This window comes from Geodermatophilus poikilotrophus, from assembly GCF_900111455.1.
GTDB classification, from domain to species: Bacteria; Actinomycetota; Actinomycetes; order Mycobacteriales; family Geodermatophilaceae; genus Geodermatophilus; species Geodermatophilus poikilotrophus.
Genome location: NZ_FOIE01000004.1, coordinates 225488 through 242018, shown reverse-complemented (window position 1 = coordinate 242018; position 16531 = coordinate 225488). Strand labels below are relative to the sequence as shown.

Here is a 16531-nt window from a genome sequence, read left to right as displayed (position 1 = left end):
CCTGCCTGCCCGCCTGCCCGCCTGCCCGCCTGCCCGCCTGCCCGGCGATGATCATGGAGTTGCGGTGGCGACACACCGGGTGGACTGGACGTGTCGCCACCGCGGCTCCGTGATCGCCGGGAGGCGCGGCCGCGGCTGGGGGGCGAGGGGGTCCGTCAACTAGCGTCGGGGCCGATGAGCGAGCCGCTGAACCCGTCGGAGTCCGCCGTCCGCCGTGCCCTCACCCGCGCCGAGCGGGGGGTGACCCTGGACGCCGTCGAGGCCGAGACGCTGCTGCACGCCCGGGGGCTGGGCGAGGGCGAGCCGCTGGACCGGCTGCTGACCGCGGCCGGGCGGGTCCGCGATGCGGGCCTCGCCTCCGCCGGGCGGCCGGGAGTGGTGACCTACAGCCGCAAGGTGTTCATCCCGCTCACCCACCTGTGCCGCGACCGCTGCCACTACTGCACGTTCGTCACCACGCCCGGGGAGCTGCGCGCACAGGGCAAGGCACCGTTCCTCTCCCCCGACGAGGTGCTCGAGGTGGCCCGGGCCGGCGCCGCGCTGGGCTGCAAGGAGGCGCTGTTCACCCTCGGCGACCGCCCGGAGGACCGCTGGCCGGTCGCCGCCGAGTGGCTGGAGGCCCACGGCTTCGACTCCACGCCGGCCTACCTGCGCGCCATGGCGATCCGGGTGCTGGAGGAGACCGGGCTGCTCCCCCACCTCAACCCCGGCGTCCTGTCGTGGGAGGAGATCCAGCGGCTCAAGCCCGTCTCGGCCTCGATGGGGATGATGCTCGAGACGACCGCCACCCGGCTCTGGTCGGAGAAGGGCGGCCCGCACTTCGGCAGCCCCGACAAGGAGCCCGCCGTCCGGCTGCGGGTGCTGGAGGACGCCGGCCGCTCCGCCGTCCCCTTCACCACCGGCGTGCTGCTCGGCATCGGCGAGGACTACGCCGAGCGGGTGGACGCCGTCCTGCAGATCCGGGGCGCCGCACAGCGGCACGGGCACGTGCAGGAGGTCATCGTCCAGAACTTCCGCGCCAAGCCGCGGACCGCGATGGCCGCGCACGACGACCTCGGGCTGCAGGAGTACGTCGCCGCGGTCGCCGTCACCCGGCTGCTGCTCGGCCCCAGGGCGCGGGTGCAGGCGCCGCCGAACCTGTCCGACTCCACCGAGCTCGGCCTGCTGCTGCGGGCCGGCGTCGACGACTGGGGCGGCGTCTCGCCGCTCACCCCCGACCACGTCAACCCCGAGCGGCCGTGGCCCAACAGCGACAAGCTGGCCGCGCTCAGCGCCGAGGCCGGGTTCGAGCTGCGCGAGCGGCTGGCCGCCCAGCCGCCCTACGTGCTCTCCCCCGAGCCGTGGCTGGACCCGCGGGTGCGCCCGCACGTCGCCGCCCTGGCCGGCCCCGACGGGCTGGCCGTGGAGGGGCGCCTGCCGGTCGGGCTGCCGTGGCAGGAGCCCGACGAGGCGTGGACGTCGTCCGGGCGGACCGACCTGCACGTCGAGGTCGACACCACCGGGCGCACCGGCGACCGGCGCGGCGACTTCGACGCCGTCTACGGCGACTGGGCCGAGCTGCGCTCCCGCACCGAGAGCGCCCGCGACGGGCGCTCGACCGCGCTCGCCGCCGGCGCCCCGGCGGTGCACGCCGCCCTGCGGCACGCCGAGACCGACCCCGCGGGGCTGTCGGACGCCGGGTACCTGGCGCTGCTCGGCGCGGACGGCCCGGACCTCGACGCGCTGTGCGCGCTGGCCGACGCCGTCCGCCGGGACGTCAACGGCGACGACGTCACCTACGTCGTCAACCGGAACATCAACTTCACCAACGTCTGCTACACCGGCTGCCGCTTCTGCGCCTTCGCCCAGCGGCGCACCGACGCCGACGCCTACACGCTGTCCCTCGAGGAGGTCGGGACGCGCGTGGACCGGGCGTGGGCCGCGGGGGCCACCGAGATCTGCATGCAGGGCGGCATCCACCCCGACCTGCCCGGCACCGCCTACCTCGACCTCGCCCGCGAGGTGAAGCGCCGGCAGCCCGGCATCCACCTGCACGCCTTCTCGCCCATGGAGATCGTCAACGGCGCGGCGCGCACCGGGCTGTCGTTCCAGGAGTTCCTCCTCGCCGCGAAGGAGGCGGGCCTCGACTCCGTCCCCGGCACGGCGGCGGAGATCCTCGACGACGACGTCCGCTGGGTGCTCACCAAGGGCAAGCTGCCGACCGCCACCTGGCTGGAGATCATCACCACCGCGCACCGGGTGGGGCTCCCGACGACGTCGACGATGATGTACGGCCACGTCGACACCCCCGCCCACTGGGTGGCGCACCTGCGCACGCTGGCGCGGGTGCAGGACGGGACCGGCGGCTTCACCGAGTTCGTGCTGCTGCCCTTCGTGCACCACAGCTCGCCGATCTACCTGGCCGGTGTGGCCCGCCCCGGGCCGACGGTGCGGGAGAACCGGGCCGTGCACGCCGTCGCCCGGCTGCTGCTGCACGGGCGGATCCCGAACATCCAGACGTCGTGGGTGAAGCTCGGTGACGTCGGCACGCAGGCGGTGCTGCAGGGCGGGGCCAACGACCTCGGCGGCACGTTGATGGAGGAGACGATCAGCCGGATGGCCGGCAGCGAGAACGGCTCGCTGAAGACCATCGCCGAGCTGGAGTCGACGGCCGCCGCGATCGGCCGCCCGGCCCGGCAGCGGACGACGGAGTACGGCACCCCCTCGGCGGAGCGCATCGCCACCGCCCGCTCCGAGGAGGGCCGCCGCGCCCTCGACCTCAAGCTGCTCTGAGGTCCCGCCGAACGCCCGGCGCGGCAGCCCCCGGGGTCCGGCGGACCGGACGGCGCGAGGGGCGCAGCCGGGCCCGCCGCCGGCGGCCGGCACCACGGGGCGTCCACCCCCGGGACGGCGACACCGGGTGCCTCATCCGGCAAACACCCTGGGCAGAGCTATCTTCATGCGCGGCCGGTCCACGGCTCCGTCGTCCAGCAGGACTGCACGCGGCCACACACCCGGTGCGCAAGTCGAGCACGAGCCAACGGAGGAGCAGACGATGAGGTCCATCTCTCGGGCGCGGACGACGTCCACCGCCGCCCTGGTCATCCTGGGCGCGGTGGCACTGACCGGGTGCAGCGACGGTGACACCACCGCGGGCAGCGGTGGCGGTGGCGGCGGAGGTGGCGGCGGCGAGGTCGAGCGGGTCGGGCTGATGCTCCAGGACATCTCCAACCCGTTCTTCGCCTCGATGCAGGACAGCATGGAGCAGGCTGCCGAGGAGCAGGGCTTCACCCTCAACGTGCAGGACGGGCGCCAGGACCTCGCGGCGCAGAACGACCAGATCGACGCCTTCATCCAGCAGGGGATGGACCTCATCCTGCTCAACGCCGTCGACAGCTCCGGGATCGCCTCCGCGGTCGTCCGGGCCCAGGCCGCGGGCATCCCGGTCGTCGCCGTGGACGTGGACGCGGAGGGCGCGGACGCCGCGGTCACCACCGACAACGTGGAGGCCGGCCGGCAGTCCTGCCAGGCGCTGGTGGACGCCCTCGGGGGCCAGGGGAACATCTTCATGGTCGAGGGCACCCCGACGACGGCTCCGCAGGACCGGGTGAAGGGCTGCGAGGAGGTCCTCGCCGCCAACCCCGGTGTCACGGTGGTGGCTCGGCAGGCCGGCGAGAACGACCGGGCCAGCGGACTGGCCCTGACCACCGACATGCTCACGGCGAACCAGGACGTCCAGGGGATCTTCGCCATCAACGACCCGGAGGCGCTCGGCGCCGACCTGGCCGTCGCGCAGGCCGGGCGCAGCGGCATCACCATCGTCGGGGTCGACGGTTCGCCCGAGGCCGTGAAGGCCCTGCAGGACCCGAACTCGAACTTCGTCGCCAGCGCCGCGCAGGACCCGGGCGGCATGGCGCTCGAGGCCCTCGAGGTCGGCAAGGGGATCGTCGCCGGCAACCCCCCGGCCGAGCGCGTGACCCTGCTGGAGCCGACGCTCGTCACCAAGGACAACGTGAGCTCGTACGAAGGCTGGTGACGGCCGGACCGGCTGGTGGGAGGAACCGTCGTGAGTGGGACACCAGCTCCGCTGCTCGAGGTGGAGGGGATCAGCAAGCGCTTCGGCGCGACCCTCGCTCTGTCGAACGTGAGCTTCGACGTCCGGGCGGGCGAGGTGCACGCCCTCATGGGCGAGAACGGCGCCGGGAAGTCGACGCTGATGAAGATCATCTCGGGCAACTACCAGCCGGACACCGGCTCCGTCAGGATCGACAGCTCCCCGGTGGCCCTGGCCTCGCCTCGCGACGCCATGGCCGCCGGGGTGGCGATCATCCACCAGGAGCTGAACACCATCCCGGAGATGACGGTGGCCGAGAACCTGGCCACCGGCAACGAGCCGGTCCGGTTCGGGATGCTGGACCGGCGGAAGATGGTCGAGCAGGCCCGGGAGAAGCTGGCCCGGGTCGGCGCGGACATCGATCCGAACCGCCCGATCGGCCGGCTCAGCGTCGGGATGCAGCAGATGGTCGAGATCGCCCGCGCCGTGGCGGAGAACGCCAAGCTGCTGGTGCTGGACGAGCCGACGGCCGCACTGTCCCGCACCGAGAGCGAGCAGCTGTTCGCCCTCATCCGGGCGATGCGCTCGCGCGGCATGGGGCTGGTCTACATCAGCCACCGGATGGAGGAGGTCTGGGAGCTCGCCGACCGGGTCACCGTGTTCCGGGACGGCCAGCTGATCGGCACCCGCGACATGCGGGCGACCGGTCCGGACCGCGTCCAGCCCGGGGACATCGTGCGGATGATGGTGGGCCGCGACATCGACGACCTCTACGTGCGCACCCCGCACCCGGCCGGGGACGTCCGGCTGTCGGTGCGCGAGCTGACCGGCCCCGGCGGGATCGGCCCGGTCTCGTTCGACGTCCGCAGCGGCCAGGTGGTCGGGATGGTGGGCCTGATCGGCGCCGGGCGCACCGAGGTGGCGCGCCTAATCTACGGCGCCGACCGCCGGACGGGCGGCACGGTCACCCTGGACGGCCGGCCGTTGCAGGTCCGCAACCCCATCGACGGCATCCGGGCCGGGGTGGGCCTGCTCCCCGAGAGCCGGAAGGACCAGGCGCTGTTCCTCGACCTGACGGTCAAGGACAACGTCGGCATCTCCACGCTGGCGGACTACAGCAGCGTCGGTGTGGTCCGCGGCGGACCGTTGGTCAAGGCGGTCCGCACCGTGATGGACCAACTCAAGGTGCGCTCCAACGCGCTGGGGCTCGAGTCGCGCGCACTGTCCGGCGGGAACCAGCAGAAGCTCGTCCTGGGGCGGCTGCTGCTCCAGCGACCCAAGTTGATGATCTTGGACGAACCCACGCGGGGCGTCGACATCGGGGCGAAGAGCGAGATCTACCGCCTGGTCAACGAGATCGCCCGGACCGGCACCGCGGTGCTGGTGATCTCCTCGGACCTGCCGGAGGCCCTGGGGATCAGCGACCAGCTGCTGGTCATGCGCGGCGGGCGGATCGCGGCGTCGCTCGATGCCCGCGAGGCGACCGAGGAGGCAGTCATGCAACACGCCACCGGCGTCTACTCCGACGACGCCACTCCGAACGAGGACGCTGGGATCCCCCGATGAACCCGAACACCGTCACGACGCCGGACAACCCCATCCCGGACACCCGGGTCGAGCCCGGGACGGCCGGCCGCGGGGCGGCCATCGCCTACTGGTGGGACCGGGTCGGCATCTTCGCCGTCCTGCTGCTCCTCATCGCCCTCATGGCGGTGCTGGCCCCGAACTTCCTCTCGGTGGACAACGCCATCAACGTGGCCCGGTCGGTCTCGATCAACGCCATCCTGGCCGCCGGGCTCACCGTGGTGATCCTGACGGCCGGCATCGACCTGTCGGTCGGATCGATCCTCGCCGTGGCCGGCGTGGGCAGCGTGCTGCTCGCGGTCGACGGGGTGCCCACACCCCTGGCCCTGCTCGGCGGCATCCTCATCGGTGCGCTGTGCGGAGCCCTCAACGGCGTGTTCGTCGCCTGGCTGGCCCTGCCTGCCTTCATCGTGACCCTCGGCTCCATGACCTACCTGCGGGGCCTGGCCTACTCGTTGCTCGACGGCCAGCCGCTGGTGGCCAGCGACCTCGGGTTCCGCGGGATCGGCAACGGCAGCGTCGCCGGCATCCCGCAGCCGGTGGTCGTGATGATCGTCGTCTACGCCATCTTCTGGTTCCTGCTGGAGCGCACGCGGTTCGGCCGCCACGTCTACGCGGTGGGCGGGAACATGGAGGCGGCGCGTCTGGCGGGCATCAACGTCAAGCGGGTGCTCCTGTACACCTACATGCTCGCCGGTGCCGCAGCCGGGGTGGCCGGCCTCATCTTCTCCGCCCGGGTGCTGTCCGCCCAACCGACCGCCGGTGAGGGCTACGAACTCGACGCGATCGCGGCGGTGGTGCTCGGCGGCACCTCGCTGGCCGGTGGCCGTGGCCGGATCTTCGGCACCCTGGTCGGCGCGGTCATCATCGGGGTGCTGTCCAACGGGCTGATCCTGCTCGACGTGCCGTTCTTCTACCAGCTCGTCATCAAGGGCGTCGTGATCATCATCGCGATCGCGCTCGACAGCCTCAAGCGGTTCTCCCGCGCCAGCGGTTGACGTCCGGCCGGCGGGCGTCCTCGCCCGCCGGCCGGACGAACCGACGACGCCCGTCCCGATCCGCCGATCGGGGCGGGCGTCCTCGGTCGTGGGCGGGTGGCGAGGTCGCACACCTGCGCACGCCGGCGCGGGTACAGGACGAGACGGCCGCTCGACCGACTCCGTGCTGCTCCCCGTGGTGCACGGTCCGAGCTGTCACCCCCGGCGAGATCGGCGGTCTCGCACGCCCCGGGCGGTGCAGCCGTGCGAGATCGCCGATCTCGCCGGGTCAGCCTCGGGTGCGCCACCACGGTGGCAGCGTCCAGGCCGCACCCAGCCACGCGTCCAGGTCGGGCTCCAGCGGCGAGAGCCCGGCGCCGGGGTACGGGGTGAGCTCGCCGAACCACAGCTCGCCGTCCACCTCGTAGCAGTCGACGCGGAGCATGTCGAAACCGTCGGCGAGGGCCGTGGCGGCCTTGAGCAGGTCCTCCAGGCGCTCGGGCGGGTCGGCGTCCGGACCGGGCCGGTAGCCGATCGTCCAGGGCAGCGGCTCCCACTCCGGGGAGTAGAGCCGGGTGCCGTGGTCGTCGTCCCGGCCGGTGTGCAGCTCGACCAGCCGGGGCTCGCCATCGACGACCACCACCTTGAGGTCGGCCGGCACCACGCCCGGGACGCCGATGAACTCCTCCACCAGCAGGCACGGCCGCGCCCGCCGGTAGGCCCACTCCTCGCTCTTGCGCCAGTACCGCTCCGCCACCCAGCCGGCCGTGCGCCGGCGCAGGTCGGCGACGTCGGCGGGCCCGCGGCCGAACAGCCGCCGGATGCACGAGTGGTTGGGCTTGAGCACCCAGTGGTCCGGCAGGTCGACGTCCGCCAGCTCGTCGACGCCGCTGCCGGCCCAGAGGGTCTGGGGGACGCGCACCAGGCCCGGCGCCAACCGCCGGGCGTGGTCCTTCATCGCCAGCTTGTCGCAGGTGGGCGCGAGCAGGTCCCGCCGGTCGAGGGTGATCCGCCAGTTCAGCTTCTCGGTGAAGGTCCGTGGCCGCAGGAGCGGCGGGAGGTGCCCGGTGGCCTGTCGGTAGAGCAGGGTCCGGCGCACCGGCGCGGGCAGGACGCCGGGCAGCGGGGAGCGCACCGCCCGACCCCATCAGCGATCCGGCGACCCGGCAACGCGGGACGCCGGCCGCCTGCCCCGCTCGCCGGCGGGTACCGCCTGCCGGAGGGGTGGGTACCGCCTGCCGGAGGAGGACGGCGATGCGGACGGCGGCGGGAGGGTGGACCGTGGCTGCGGTCGTCGGCGGGCTGACCGCCTGCACCTCGACCGTGGCGGGCACCGCCTCCCCCGGCGGGCCGCCCGACCTCGAGGCCGCCCTGTCGGTGCAGCTCCCCGGTCCCCGGCCGGTCGACCCGCCCCCGCCACCCGCGCAGCTCTGCACGACCGCACCGGGTACGCGGCCACCGCGCCTGGACCCCGCGCTCGGGGACCCGGTGACCAGCGGCCACGCCTCCGAGGGGATGACCCTGCACGCCTACGCCTGGGCCACGTCGGCGCCGATGGTGGCGGAGGCGATCCTCGACCAGGCGGAGATGGAGGCACCGGACTGCGCATCGGCGCCGCCGTCGGTGGCCGCCGGCCCGGGAGCCGGGAGCACCCGGTCGGTGGACAGCTGGTCGGGGTCGGGGTGGAACGGCGTGACCATCCGCACCGTGGTCTCCGGACCCGACCCGGCCGTGGCCGAGACCCGCCTGGTGCGCGCCGAGGAGGTGGTCGTGCTCGTCGTCGCAGCAGGGGACGAGCCGGACCTCCGGCGGGTCGACGACTTCCTGGCCGCGGTCGCCGACCGCCTGGGCTGAGTCCTCCTGTCAGCGGCTCCCTCTACGGTGACCGCCATGCCGCAGCAGGTGATCCCCTTCCTCATGTTCCAGGGCGACGCGGGGCCGGCGCTCGACCTCTACACGTCGCTGTTCGACGACGCGCGCGTCCACGACCTCACCCGGTGGGGGGCCGGCGGTCCCGGCGCGGAGGGCACGGTGCAGAGCGCCACCTTCTCCATCGCAGGCCAGGAGTTCCGCTGCTTCGACAGCCCCCCGGTCCACGACTTCACCTTCACGCCGTCCTTCTCGATCTGGGTCGAGACGGCGTCGGAGGAGGAGCTCGAGCGGCTGTTCGGGGGCCTGTCCGAGGGCGGCACCGTCCTGATGGAGCCCGGCGACCACGGCTTCAGCCGCCGGTTCGGCTGGGTCAACGACCGCTTCGGCGTCTCCTGGCAGCTCAACCTGACCTAGTGCTGCAAGGGACCGGCCCCGCCTGCACGCCCGGTAGCGCACTGCGGACCTCCTCGCGATGGCCGCGCGCGAGCCGGCCCGCGGAGCGGGAACGGCGGCGACCGACCGTGGCCGACCGCCGCCCGACGCGGGCAGAGTACGAGGCGCGGGCGCCGGACCACTCGGTCACCCGAGGGCGCCCTGACGAGGGCACGCGCAGGGAACCCGGTCCCCGACGAGATGGAGGAGGTGCCTCGTGTCGGACCACGCCCCCGGTCGGCCGAACGAGCTCGAGGTCGACCCGCAGGTGGCCCTCGGAGCCGATGAGGGGGGTCCCGAACCCGTCTCTGCACCCATCGACGACCCGGAGCACCCGGACTACGTCGAGCCGGCGTCGCATACGGTACCCGCACCCGAAGACGCCGGCCGGTGACCATCCAGATCGGCGGCTACCAGGGCGCACGCAGCTGCACCGGCGGTCCCACGCCGGGCGCACGGAACCTGATGTCCTGGTGGCTCGGCGCCTACGGGAACCGGGGCGCGACGAACCTCGGCATCTACAACTGTCGTCCGGTGAGCGGCGGAGCCGTCCTCAGCCTCCATGCCGAGGGGCGTGCCGCCGACCTGGGGACCCCCGTCGGGAACCCCTGGTCCTGGGGGGTGATGGACACCTTCCGGCTCAACTCCCAGGAGCTCGGTCTCCAGTGCGTCATCCACGACCGGCGCATCTGGTCGTCGATCGCGCCGGACTGGCGCCCGTACTCCGGGTCCTCGCCGCACACCGACCACGGCCACGTCGAGCTGATGTGGTGGGCCGCGAACGGCGGGCTGACCGTGGACCGGCTCAACGAGGTCATGCGGGGCGGCACGCCTCCGCCCCCACCCCCGCCCGCGCTGCCGGTGCTGCGGCTGGGCAGCACCGGGGATGCGGTGCGCAGGCTCCAGGAGACGCTGAACCGCTGGTACCCGAGCCTCCCGCCCCTGGCCGTCGACGGCGACTTCGGCCCGATGACGGACGCCCGGGTGCGGTACTTCCAGGGGCGCGCCGGACTGGTCGCCGACGGGGTCGTCGGGCCTGCCACCTGGCGGGCCCTGGGGTTCTAGCAGCGCCACGACACGTGCTCGTGTCGCACTACCAGGCCGTTGCAGCACCAAACCGTCCGCGCATGCAGCGGCGGCACCGGGTAGGACGGGACGGTGCGAGCCATCGTCTACACCGAGAACGGCGACCCCGACGTCCTGCAGCTCATCGAGCGCCCCACCCCGGAGCCCGGCCCGGGTGAGGTGCGGGTGCGGCTGGCCTTCTCCGGCGTCAACCCGACCGACTGGAAGTCCCGGCGCAACAACCCGCCCGGCTCCGACGGCCAGGTACCCGACCAGGACGGTTCCGGCACCGTCGACGCCGTCGGCGAGGGGGTGGACCCCGTGCTGGTCGGCGAGCGGGTGTGGGTCTGGGAGGCGGCCTGGCAGCGCCCGCACGGGACGGCGGCCGAGTACACCGTCGTCCCGGCGCGGCAGGTCGTCCTGCTCGGCGCCGGACCGTCCTTCGAGCTCGGCGCGGCGCTGGGCATCCCGTTCCTCACCGCGCACCGCTGCCTGACGGTCGCCGAGTCGCTGCCCGACCGGCTCGGGCCCGGGGCGCTGACCGGCTCCACCGTCCTCGTGCAGGGCGGGGCCGGCGCGGTCGGCAACGCCGCCATCCAGCTGGCCCGGTGGGCCGACGCCACCGTCATCGCCACGGTCAGCAGCCCGCAGAAGGCGCAGCTGGCCGCGGCGGCCGGGGCCTCGCACGTCGTCCACTACCGGGAGCAGGACGTCGTCGCCGAGGTCCGTAAGGTCGCCCCGAAGGGCGTGGACGCGATCGTCGAGGTCTCCGCCGCCACCAACGCCGCCGTCGACGCGCAGCTGATCGGCCTGCACGGGGCGGTGGCGATGTACGCCGACGACGGCGGCGCGGAGGTCACCGTGCCGGTCCGCGCGCAGATGGGCCCCAACGCGCGCTGGCAGTTCGTCCTCGTCTACACCGAGCCGGAGCGGGCCAAGGCGATCGGCGTGGAGGACGTCAACGCCGCCGTGCTGGACGGCGCGGTGCGGGTCGGTGCGGACGCCGGCCTGCCGCTGCACGTCTTCCCGCTGGCCGAGACCGCGCAGGCGCACCGTGCGGTGGAGGACGGCGCCGTCGGCAAGGTGCTGGTCGACGTGACGGCCTGAGGGAGGAGCTTCCTGCAGGGCCGCCGGGGACGGAGCCTGCTGGCAGGATTGTTCGGTGCCCCGCGTCTTCGTCGCCCCGGACAAGTTCAAGGGATCGCTGACCGCCACGGAGGTGGCCGCGGCAGTGGCACGCGGCTTCACCGCCGGGCGCCCGGACGTGGAGGTGAGCTGCCTGCCCGTCGCCGACGGCGGTGACGGCACCCTCGCCGCCGCCCTGGCCGCCGGGTTCGAGGCGGTCCCGGTGACCGCGACCGGGCCGACCGGTGAGCCGGTGGAGACCGCGTTCGCCCGGCTCGGGGACGTCGCCGTCGTGGAGATGGCCGACGTCTCGGGCCTGGCCCGGCTGCCCGGTGGCCGGCGCGCTGCCCGCACCGCCACCAGCCGCGGCACCGGCGAGGTGGTCGCCGCGGCGCTGGCCGCCGGCGCCCGCCGGGTCGTCCTGGGCATCGGCGGCAGCGCCACCACCGACGGCGGCGCAGGGCTGCTGCAGGCCCTCGGCGCCGAGCTCCTCGACGCGGACGGCGCACCCATCGGGCCCGGCGGCGCGGGGCTGGAGCAGTTGGCCCGGGTCGACGTCAGCGGGGTGGCCGCTGCCCTGGGCGGCGCCGAGGTCGTCGTCGCCTCCGACGTGGACAACCCGCTGACCGGCCCCTCGGGCGCCGCCGCGGTCTACGGCCCGCAGAAGGGAGCCGACCCGGACGACGTCGCGTACCTCGACCGCTGCCTGACCCGGCTGGCCGACGCCGTCGCCGACGCCACCGGGCGGGACCTGCGCGACGAACCAGGGGCGGGCGCCGCCGGTGGGGTCGGGTTCGCCGCCCTCGCCGTCCTCGGGGCGCAGCTGCGGCCGGGCATCGACCTGCTGCTGGACCTGCTCGGCTTCGAGCGGCTGGTGGCCGGCGCCGACCTCGTCGTGGTGGGCGAGGGGTCGCTGGACGAGCAGAGCCTGCGCGGCAAGGCCCCGGTCGGCGTGGCCCGGCGGGCCCGCGCGGCCGGCGTCCCCGAGGTGATCGCCGTCTGCGGGCGCCGCGACCTGGACGACGCGGCGCTGCGGGAGGCCGGCATCGACGCCGCCGCCGCGCTCACCGACATCGAGCCGGACCCCGACCGCTGCATGACCGAGGCCGGCCCGCTGCTGGAGCGGCTGGCCCGCCGGATCGCCGCCGAGCACCTGCCGACCCCGACCTGAGGAGGCGTGTGGGCGGGCCGCGGGTTCACCAGGAGGCGAAGACGCGCGCGGGACCGCCCGACCCCTCCTCGAACGGGATGAGGCCGACCACGATCGTCGCGCCCGTGGCCGGGATGCGGTCGAGGTGGGCGAGGTTCTCCAGCCCGTAGCGGTCGGCGCCGGTGAGCAGGAGATGGGTGTCGAAGGTCGTGGACACGCCCGGGTCGATGCTGAGCGTGTCGACGCCGAGGCTGCGGATGCGCCGGCGCTCCAGCAACCACTCGCAGGTGTCCGCACCGAAGCCGGGGAAGTGCAGCGCCCCCGCCGCGTCCGCGCCGCGGTAGGCCTCCGGATCGCCGATCCTGGCGCCCCAGCCGGAGTCCATGAGGACGGCGGCGCCGTCCGGGATCCGGCCGTGGCGCTGCTCGTGCGCGCGGACGTCGTCGATCGTCACGACGGTGTCGGGCTCGTCCGCCGCGCGCGTGCTGATGTCGATGACGACGGCGGGGGTGACGAGCTCGTCGATCCGCAGCTCGGGCGCGAGGCGACCACCCGCCGTGAAGTGTCCCGGCGCGTCGACGTGCGTGCCGGTGTGCTCGAAGACGCGCCACTCCTGCAGGTAGTAGCCGTTCTGCTCGATCGTCACGGCGGTGCGGCGCGACGGCGCCTCGCTGGGCACGAACATCGGCAGGCTCGTGGTCAGCGGGTGCGTGAGGTCGGCGAGGCCACGTCGGCCCCAGCTCGGGGCCGGCGGGGTCCGGTCCTCGGCCCGAGCGGTACCGGTCAGCGCAGCGGTCACGGCTGCGGCCGCCCCGCCCACCAGCGCTGCCCGCCGGGAGAAGCCGGCCCCGGTCCCGTCGCGGTGCTGCTGCGCCACCCTGCCGGTGTGCTCCGTGCACATGTGCGCTCCGTCGTCCCCGTGGAATCGGGCCGCCCTGGGCTCGGGCGCCCGCGCACCATAGCCCTGGGACCGGCCGCCGGACCGCACGTCGCCGCGCGGTGCCGCCCGCCGAGCGCTCCCCGCCCGACCCGGCGGGATCGCCGAGCCCGGCCCCCTGCAGGTGGGAGAACCCCGTCCTCCTACGAGGCGTGGGGGAGGGTGGTCCTCCCTCAGCCGACGCCGAGGTCGCGGGCGATGAGCATCCGCTGCACCTCGCTGGTGCCCTCGCCGATCTCCAGGATCTTCGCGTCGCGGTAGAAGCGGCCCACCGGGAACTCGTTCATGAAGCCGTAGCCGCCGTGCACCTGGGTGGCGTAGCGGGCGTTGTCCATCGCCACCTCCGAGCTGTACAGCTTGGCGATCGAGGCCTCCCGCCCGTACGGCTCGCCGCGCAGCATCTTCTCGGCGGCCCGGTAGTAGGCCAGCCGCGCGGTGGAGGCGCGGACCTCCATGTCGGCGATCATGAACTGGATCGCCTGGTTGCGGCCGATCGGCTGACCGAACGCCTCCCGCTGCGCCGCGTACTTCACCGACTCGTCGACGCAGCCCTGGGCCAGCCCGACGGCGAGCGCGGAGATCGCGATCCGGCCCTCGCCGAGGATGGAGAGGAACTGCGCGTAGCCGCGGCCGCGCTCCCCCACCAGGTTCTCCGCGGGCACCCGGCAGTCGCTGAAGGACAGCTCGCGGGTGTCCGAGGCGTTCCAGCCGACCTTCGAGTACCGCTTGCCGACGCTGAAGCCCGGCGTCCCGGACGGGATCGCGATCGCCGAGATCTCCTTGCCGCCGTCGGGACGGGTGCCGGTGACCGCGGTGACGGTGACCAGCTCGGTCAGGTCGGTCCCGGAGTTGGTGATGAACGCCTTGGACCCGTTGACCACCCAGGAGCCGTCCTCCAGGCGCGCGGTGGTGCGGGTGGCCCCGGCGTCCGAGCCGCCGCCGGGCTCGGTCAGCCCGAACGCAGCCAGCGCCTCGCCGCTGCACAGCCGCGGCAGCCACTGCTGCTTCTGCTCCTCGGTGCCGAACCGGTAGATCGGCATGGCGCCCAGCGAGACGCCGGCCTCCAGGGTGATCGCCACCGACGAGTCGACCCGCGCCAGCTCCTCGAGCGCCACGCACAGGGTGAAGTAGGTGCCACCCGAGCCGCCGTACTCCTCGGGGAAGGGCAGGCCGAACAGGCCGAGCTCGCCCATCTGCCGCACGATCGCGGTGGGGAACTCGTCGGCCTCGTAGAACGCGCCGATCTGCGGGGCGATCACGTCCTGCGCGAACTCGCGCACGACCTTGCGCAGGGCCTCGGTCTCCTCGTCGAGCCGGTAGTCCAGCATCACGTCTCCTGCTCAGGGGAGGTGGCCGGTGGGGTCACCACGGCCACCCGCTCGTCGAGCCGGACCTGTTGGCCGGCCGTCACGCCGAGCTCGGTGACCGTCCCCGCGAGGGGTGCGGTCAGCACGTGCTCCATCTTCATCGCCTCGACCACCAGCAGCGGTGCGCCGGCCTCGACCCGGTCGCCGACCGCCGCCTGGACCAGCGTCACCGTCCCCGGCATGGGTGCGGTGACCGCGCCGTCGCCGGCCGCGCCCTCGACCGTCGAGTGCAGCCGCTCGTGCTCGCGCAGCGCGACGACCCGGCCGTCGGCGGCCAGCCACACCTGCCCACCGGAGTGGACGACGGCGTAGCGGGAGGTCACCCCGTCGAGGGTCACCGCCAGCTGGTCGCCGTCCCTCGTCGCCGCGGCGGCCACCGGGTCGGTGTACCCGATCTGCACCTCGGCGGCGGACGCGCGGCCGCGCACCCGCACGGTGACCTGCTCGCCGCCGGCGGCCTGCAGCCGGCGCACCGTCCAGGCCGGCTCGCCCAGCCGCCAGCCGTCGGGGACGTCCCAGCGGTCGACCACCGGCCCGGCCGGCTCGGCCTCCAGCTGCAGGGCCAGCGCGGCGGCCGCGTACACCGCCGGGGGCACCGGCTCGGCAGCGGTGAGCGCCTCGCCGCGGCGCTCGATGAGGCCGGTGTCCAGCCGCCCGGCGACGACGTCGGGGTCGGTGAGCAGCGCCCGCAGGAACGCGGTGTTGGTCGGCACCCCGAGGACGGCGGTGTGCCCGAGCGCGCCGACCAGCCGGGCCCGGGCGGTGTCCCGGTCGGGGCCCCAGGCGACGACCTTGGCCAGCATCGGGTCGTAGTCGGTGCCGACGACCGAGCCCACGGCCAGCGAGCTGTCGAGGCGCACGCCCGGTCCGGCCGGCTCGCGCAGGCCCAGCACGGTGCCGGTCTGCGGCAGGAAGCCGCGGGCCGGGTCCTCGGCGTAGAGGCGGGCCTCGATGGCGTGCCCGTCGAGCACGACGTCGTCCTGGGCCAGCGGCAGCCGCTCCCCGGCGGCGACCCGCACCTGGAGCTCGACCAGGTCCAGCCCGGTGACCATCTCGGTGACCGGGTGCTCCACCTGCAGCCGGGTGTTCATCTCCAGGAAGAAGAAGTCGGTCGGCCGCTCGGCGTCGACGATGAACTCCACCGTGCCCGCGCCGGTGTAGCCCACCGCGCGGGCGGCCTCGACGGCGGCGGTGCCCATCGCGGTGCGGGTGGCGGGGTCCAGCAGCGGGGACGGCGCCTCCTCGACCACCTTCTGGTGCCGGCGCTGCAGGCTGCACTCCCGCTCGCCGAGGTGCACGACTGTGCCGTGGGCGTCGCCGAGCACCTGCACCTCGACGTGCCGCGCCGACCCGACGTAGCGCTCGACCAGCAGGGTGTCGTCGCCGAAGGAGCCGCGGGCCTCCCGCCGGGCGGCCGCGATGGCGTCGCGCAACTCCGCCTCCGCGCGCACCACCCGCATGCCCTTGCCGCCGCCACCGGCGCTGGGCTTGAGCAGCACCGGGAAGCCCACCTCGACCGCGGCCGCCGCGACCTCGTCGTCCGACATGCCCGGCTCGGTCCGCCCGGGGACGACGGGGACGCCGGCGGCCACCACGGTCTGCTTGGCGCGGATCTTGTCGCCCATCGCCTCGATCGCGGCGACCGGCGGGCCGATGAAGACGATCCCGGCCTTCTCGCACGCCCGGGCGAACTCGACGTTCTCGGACAGGAAGCCGTAGCCGGGGTGGACCGCCTGCGCCCCGGTGCGGGCGGCGGCGTCGAGCACCCGCTCGACGGACAGGTAGCTGTCGACGGCGGGCGCGGGGCCGATCGGGACGGCGACGTCGGCCTCGCGGACGTGCCGCGCCCCGGTGTCGGCCGCGCTGTACACGGCGACCGAGCGGATGCCCATCGCGCGCAGCGTGCGGATGACCCGGACGGCGATCTCGCCGCGGTTGGCGACCAGGACGGTGTCGAACACGGCTCAGCACCCCCCGCGGGAGGTGCGG

Annotated in this window: 13 protein-coding genes; 9 read left to right on the top strand and 4 right to left on the bottom strand. The window is 74.4% G+C overall.

What is annotated here, in order from left to right:
• The first annotated feature begins 174 nt into the window (after positions 1 to 174).
• The 4 genes from BMW27_RS11080 (at position 175) to BMW27_RS11065 (ending at position 6615) form a co-directional block, all read left to right on the top strand.
• Positions 175 to 2772, top strand: a complete 2598-nt coding sequence (locus BMW27_RS11080; RefSeq protein WP_091443761.1) for a bifunctional FO biosynthesis protein CofGH — start codon at positions 175 to 177, stop codon at positions 2770 to 2772.
• Between the two features lie 262 nt (positions 2773 to 3034).
• Positions 3035 to 4015 carry an ABC transporter substrate-binding protein gene (locus BMW27_RS11075; RefSeq protein WP_091443759.1) on the top strand — a complete coding sequence of 327 codons (981 nt, stop codon included), beginning with the start codon at positions 3035 to 3037 and terminating at the stop codon, positions 4013 to 4015.
• Between the two features lie 30 nt (positions 4016 to 4045).
• Positions 4046 to 5599, top strand: a complete 1554-nt coding sequence (locus tag BMW27_RS11070) for a sugar ABC transporter ATP-binding protein (protein WP_091443757.1) — start codon at positions 4046 to 4048, stop codon at positions 5597 to 5599.
• Entirely contained in the window at positions 5596 to 6615 is a 1020-nt protein-coding gene (locus BMW27_RS11065) for an ABC transporter permease subunit (protein ID WP_091443754.1), read from the top strand. The genes BMW27_RS11070 and BMW27_RS11065 overlap by 4 nt, the downstream gene beginning before the upstream one ends.
• 268 nt (positions 6616 to 6883) lie before the next feature.
• On the opposite strand, the gene BMW27_RS11060 is transcribed toward BMW27_RS11065, so the two are convergent.
• Positions 6884 to 7729 carry an ATP-grasp fold amidoligase family protein gene (locus tag BMW27_RS11060; protein ID WP_091443751.1) on the bottom strand — a complete coding sequence of 282 codons (846 nt, stop codon included), beginning with the start codon at positions 7727 to 7729 and terminating at the stop codon, positions 6884 to 6886.
• A gap of 146 nt (positions 7730 to 7875) precedes the next feature.
• Between BMW27_RS11060 and BMW27_RS11055 the strand changes: the two genes are divergently transcribed.
• The 5 genes from BMW27_RS11055 (at position 7876) to BMW27_RS11035 (ending at position 12259) form a co-directional block, all read left to right on the top strand.
• A complete protein-coding gene (locus BMW27_RS11055; protein ID WP_139206879.1) occupies positions 7876 to 8448 on the top strand; it encodes a hypothetical protein in 573 nt (190 codons plus the stop codon).
• Between the two features lie 36 nt (positions 8449 to 8484).
• Positions 8485 to 8880 carry a VOC family protein gene (locus BMW27_RS11050; RefSeq protein ID WP_091444270.1) on the top strand — a complete coding sequence of 132 codons (396 nt, stop codon included), beginning with the start codon at positions 8485 to 8487 and terminating at the stop codon, positions 8878 to 8880.
• 408 nt (positions 8881 to 9288) lie between these two features.
• A complete protein-coding gene (locus BMW27_RS11045) occupies positions 9289 to 9963 on the top strand; it encodes a peptidoglycan-binding domain-containing protein (RefSeq protein WP_091443744.1) in 675 nt (224 codons plus the stop codon).
• 93 nt (positions 9964 to 10056) lie between these two features.
• Entirely contained in the window at positions 10057 to 11070 is a 1014-nt protein-coding gene (locus BMW27_RS11040; RefSeq protein WP_091443741.1) for an NADPH:quinone reductase, read from the top strand.
• 55 nt (positions 11071 to 11125) lie between these two features.
• The gene (locus BMW27_RS11035; protein WP_091443736.1) at positions 11126 to 12259 is read left to right on the top strand and encodes a glycerate kinase; all 1134 of its coding nucleotides are present in this window, start codon (positions 11126 to 11128) and stop codon (positions 12257 to 12259) included.
• A gap of 25 nt (positions 12260 to 12284) precedes the next feature.
• Here the strand turns inward: BMW27_RS11035 and BMW27_RS11030 are convergent, their stop codons facing one another.
• The 3 genes from BMW27_RS11030 to BMW27_RS11020 form a co-directional block, all read right to left on the bottom strand.
• Positions 12285 to 13139 (bottom strand): cyclase family protein, encoded by an 855-nt coding sequence (locus tag BMW27_RS11030; protein WP_091443733.1) that lies wholly within the window; start codon positions 13137 to 13139, stop codon positions 12285 to 12287.
• A 209-nt stretch (positions 13140 to 13348) separates the two neighbouring features.
• Positions 13349 to 14503, bottom strand: a complete 1155-nt coding sequence (locus BMW27_RS11025; RefSeq protein ID WP_091443731.1) for an acyl-CoA dehydrogenase family protein — start codon at positions 14501 to 14503, stop codon at positions 13349 to 13351.
• Positions 14503 to 16503 carry an ATP-binding protein gene (locus BMW27_RS11020; protein WP_091443729.1) on the bottom strand — a complete coding sequence of 667 codons (2001 nt, stop codon included), beginning with the start codon at positions 16501 to 16503 and terminating at the stop codon, positions 14503 to 14505. The genes BMW27_RS11025 and BMW27_RS11020 overlap by 1 nt, the downstream gene beginning before the upstream one ends.
• Positions 16504 to 16531: the final 28 nt, after the last annotated feature.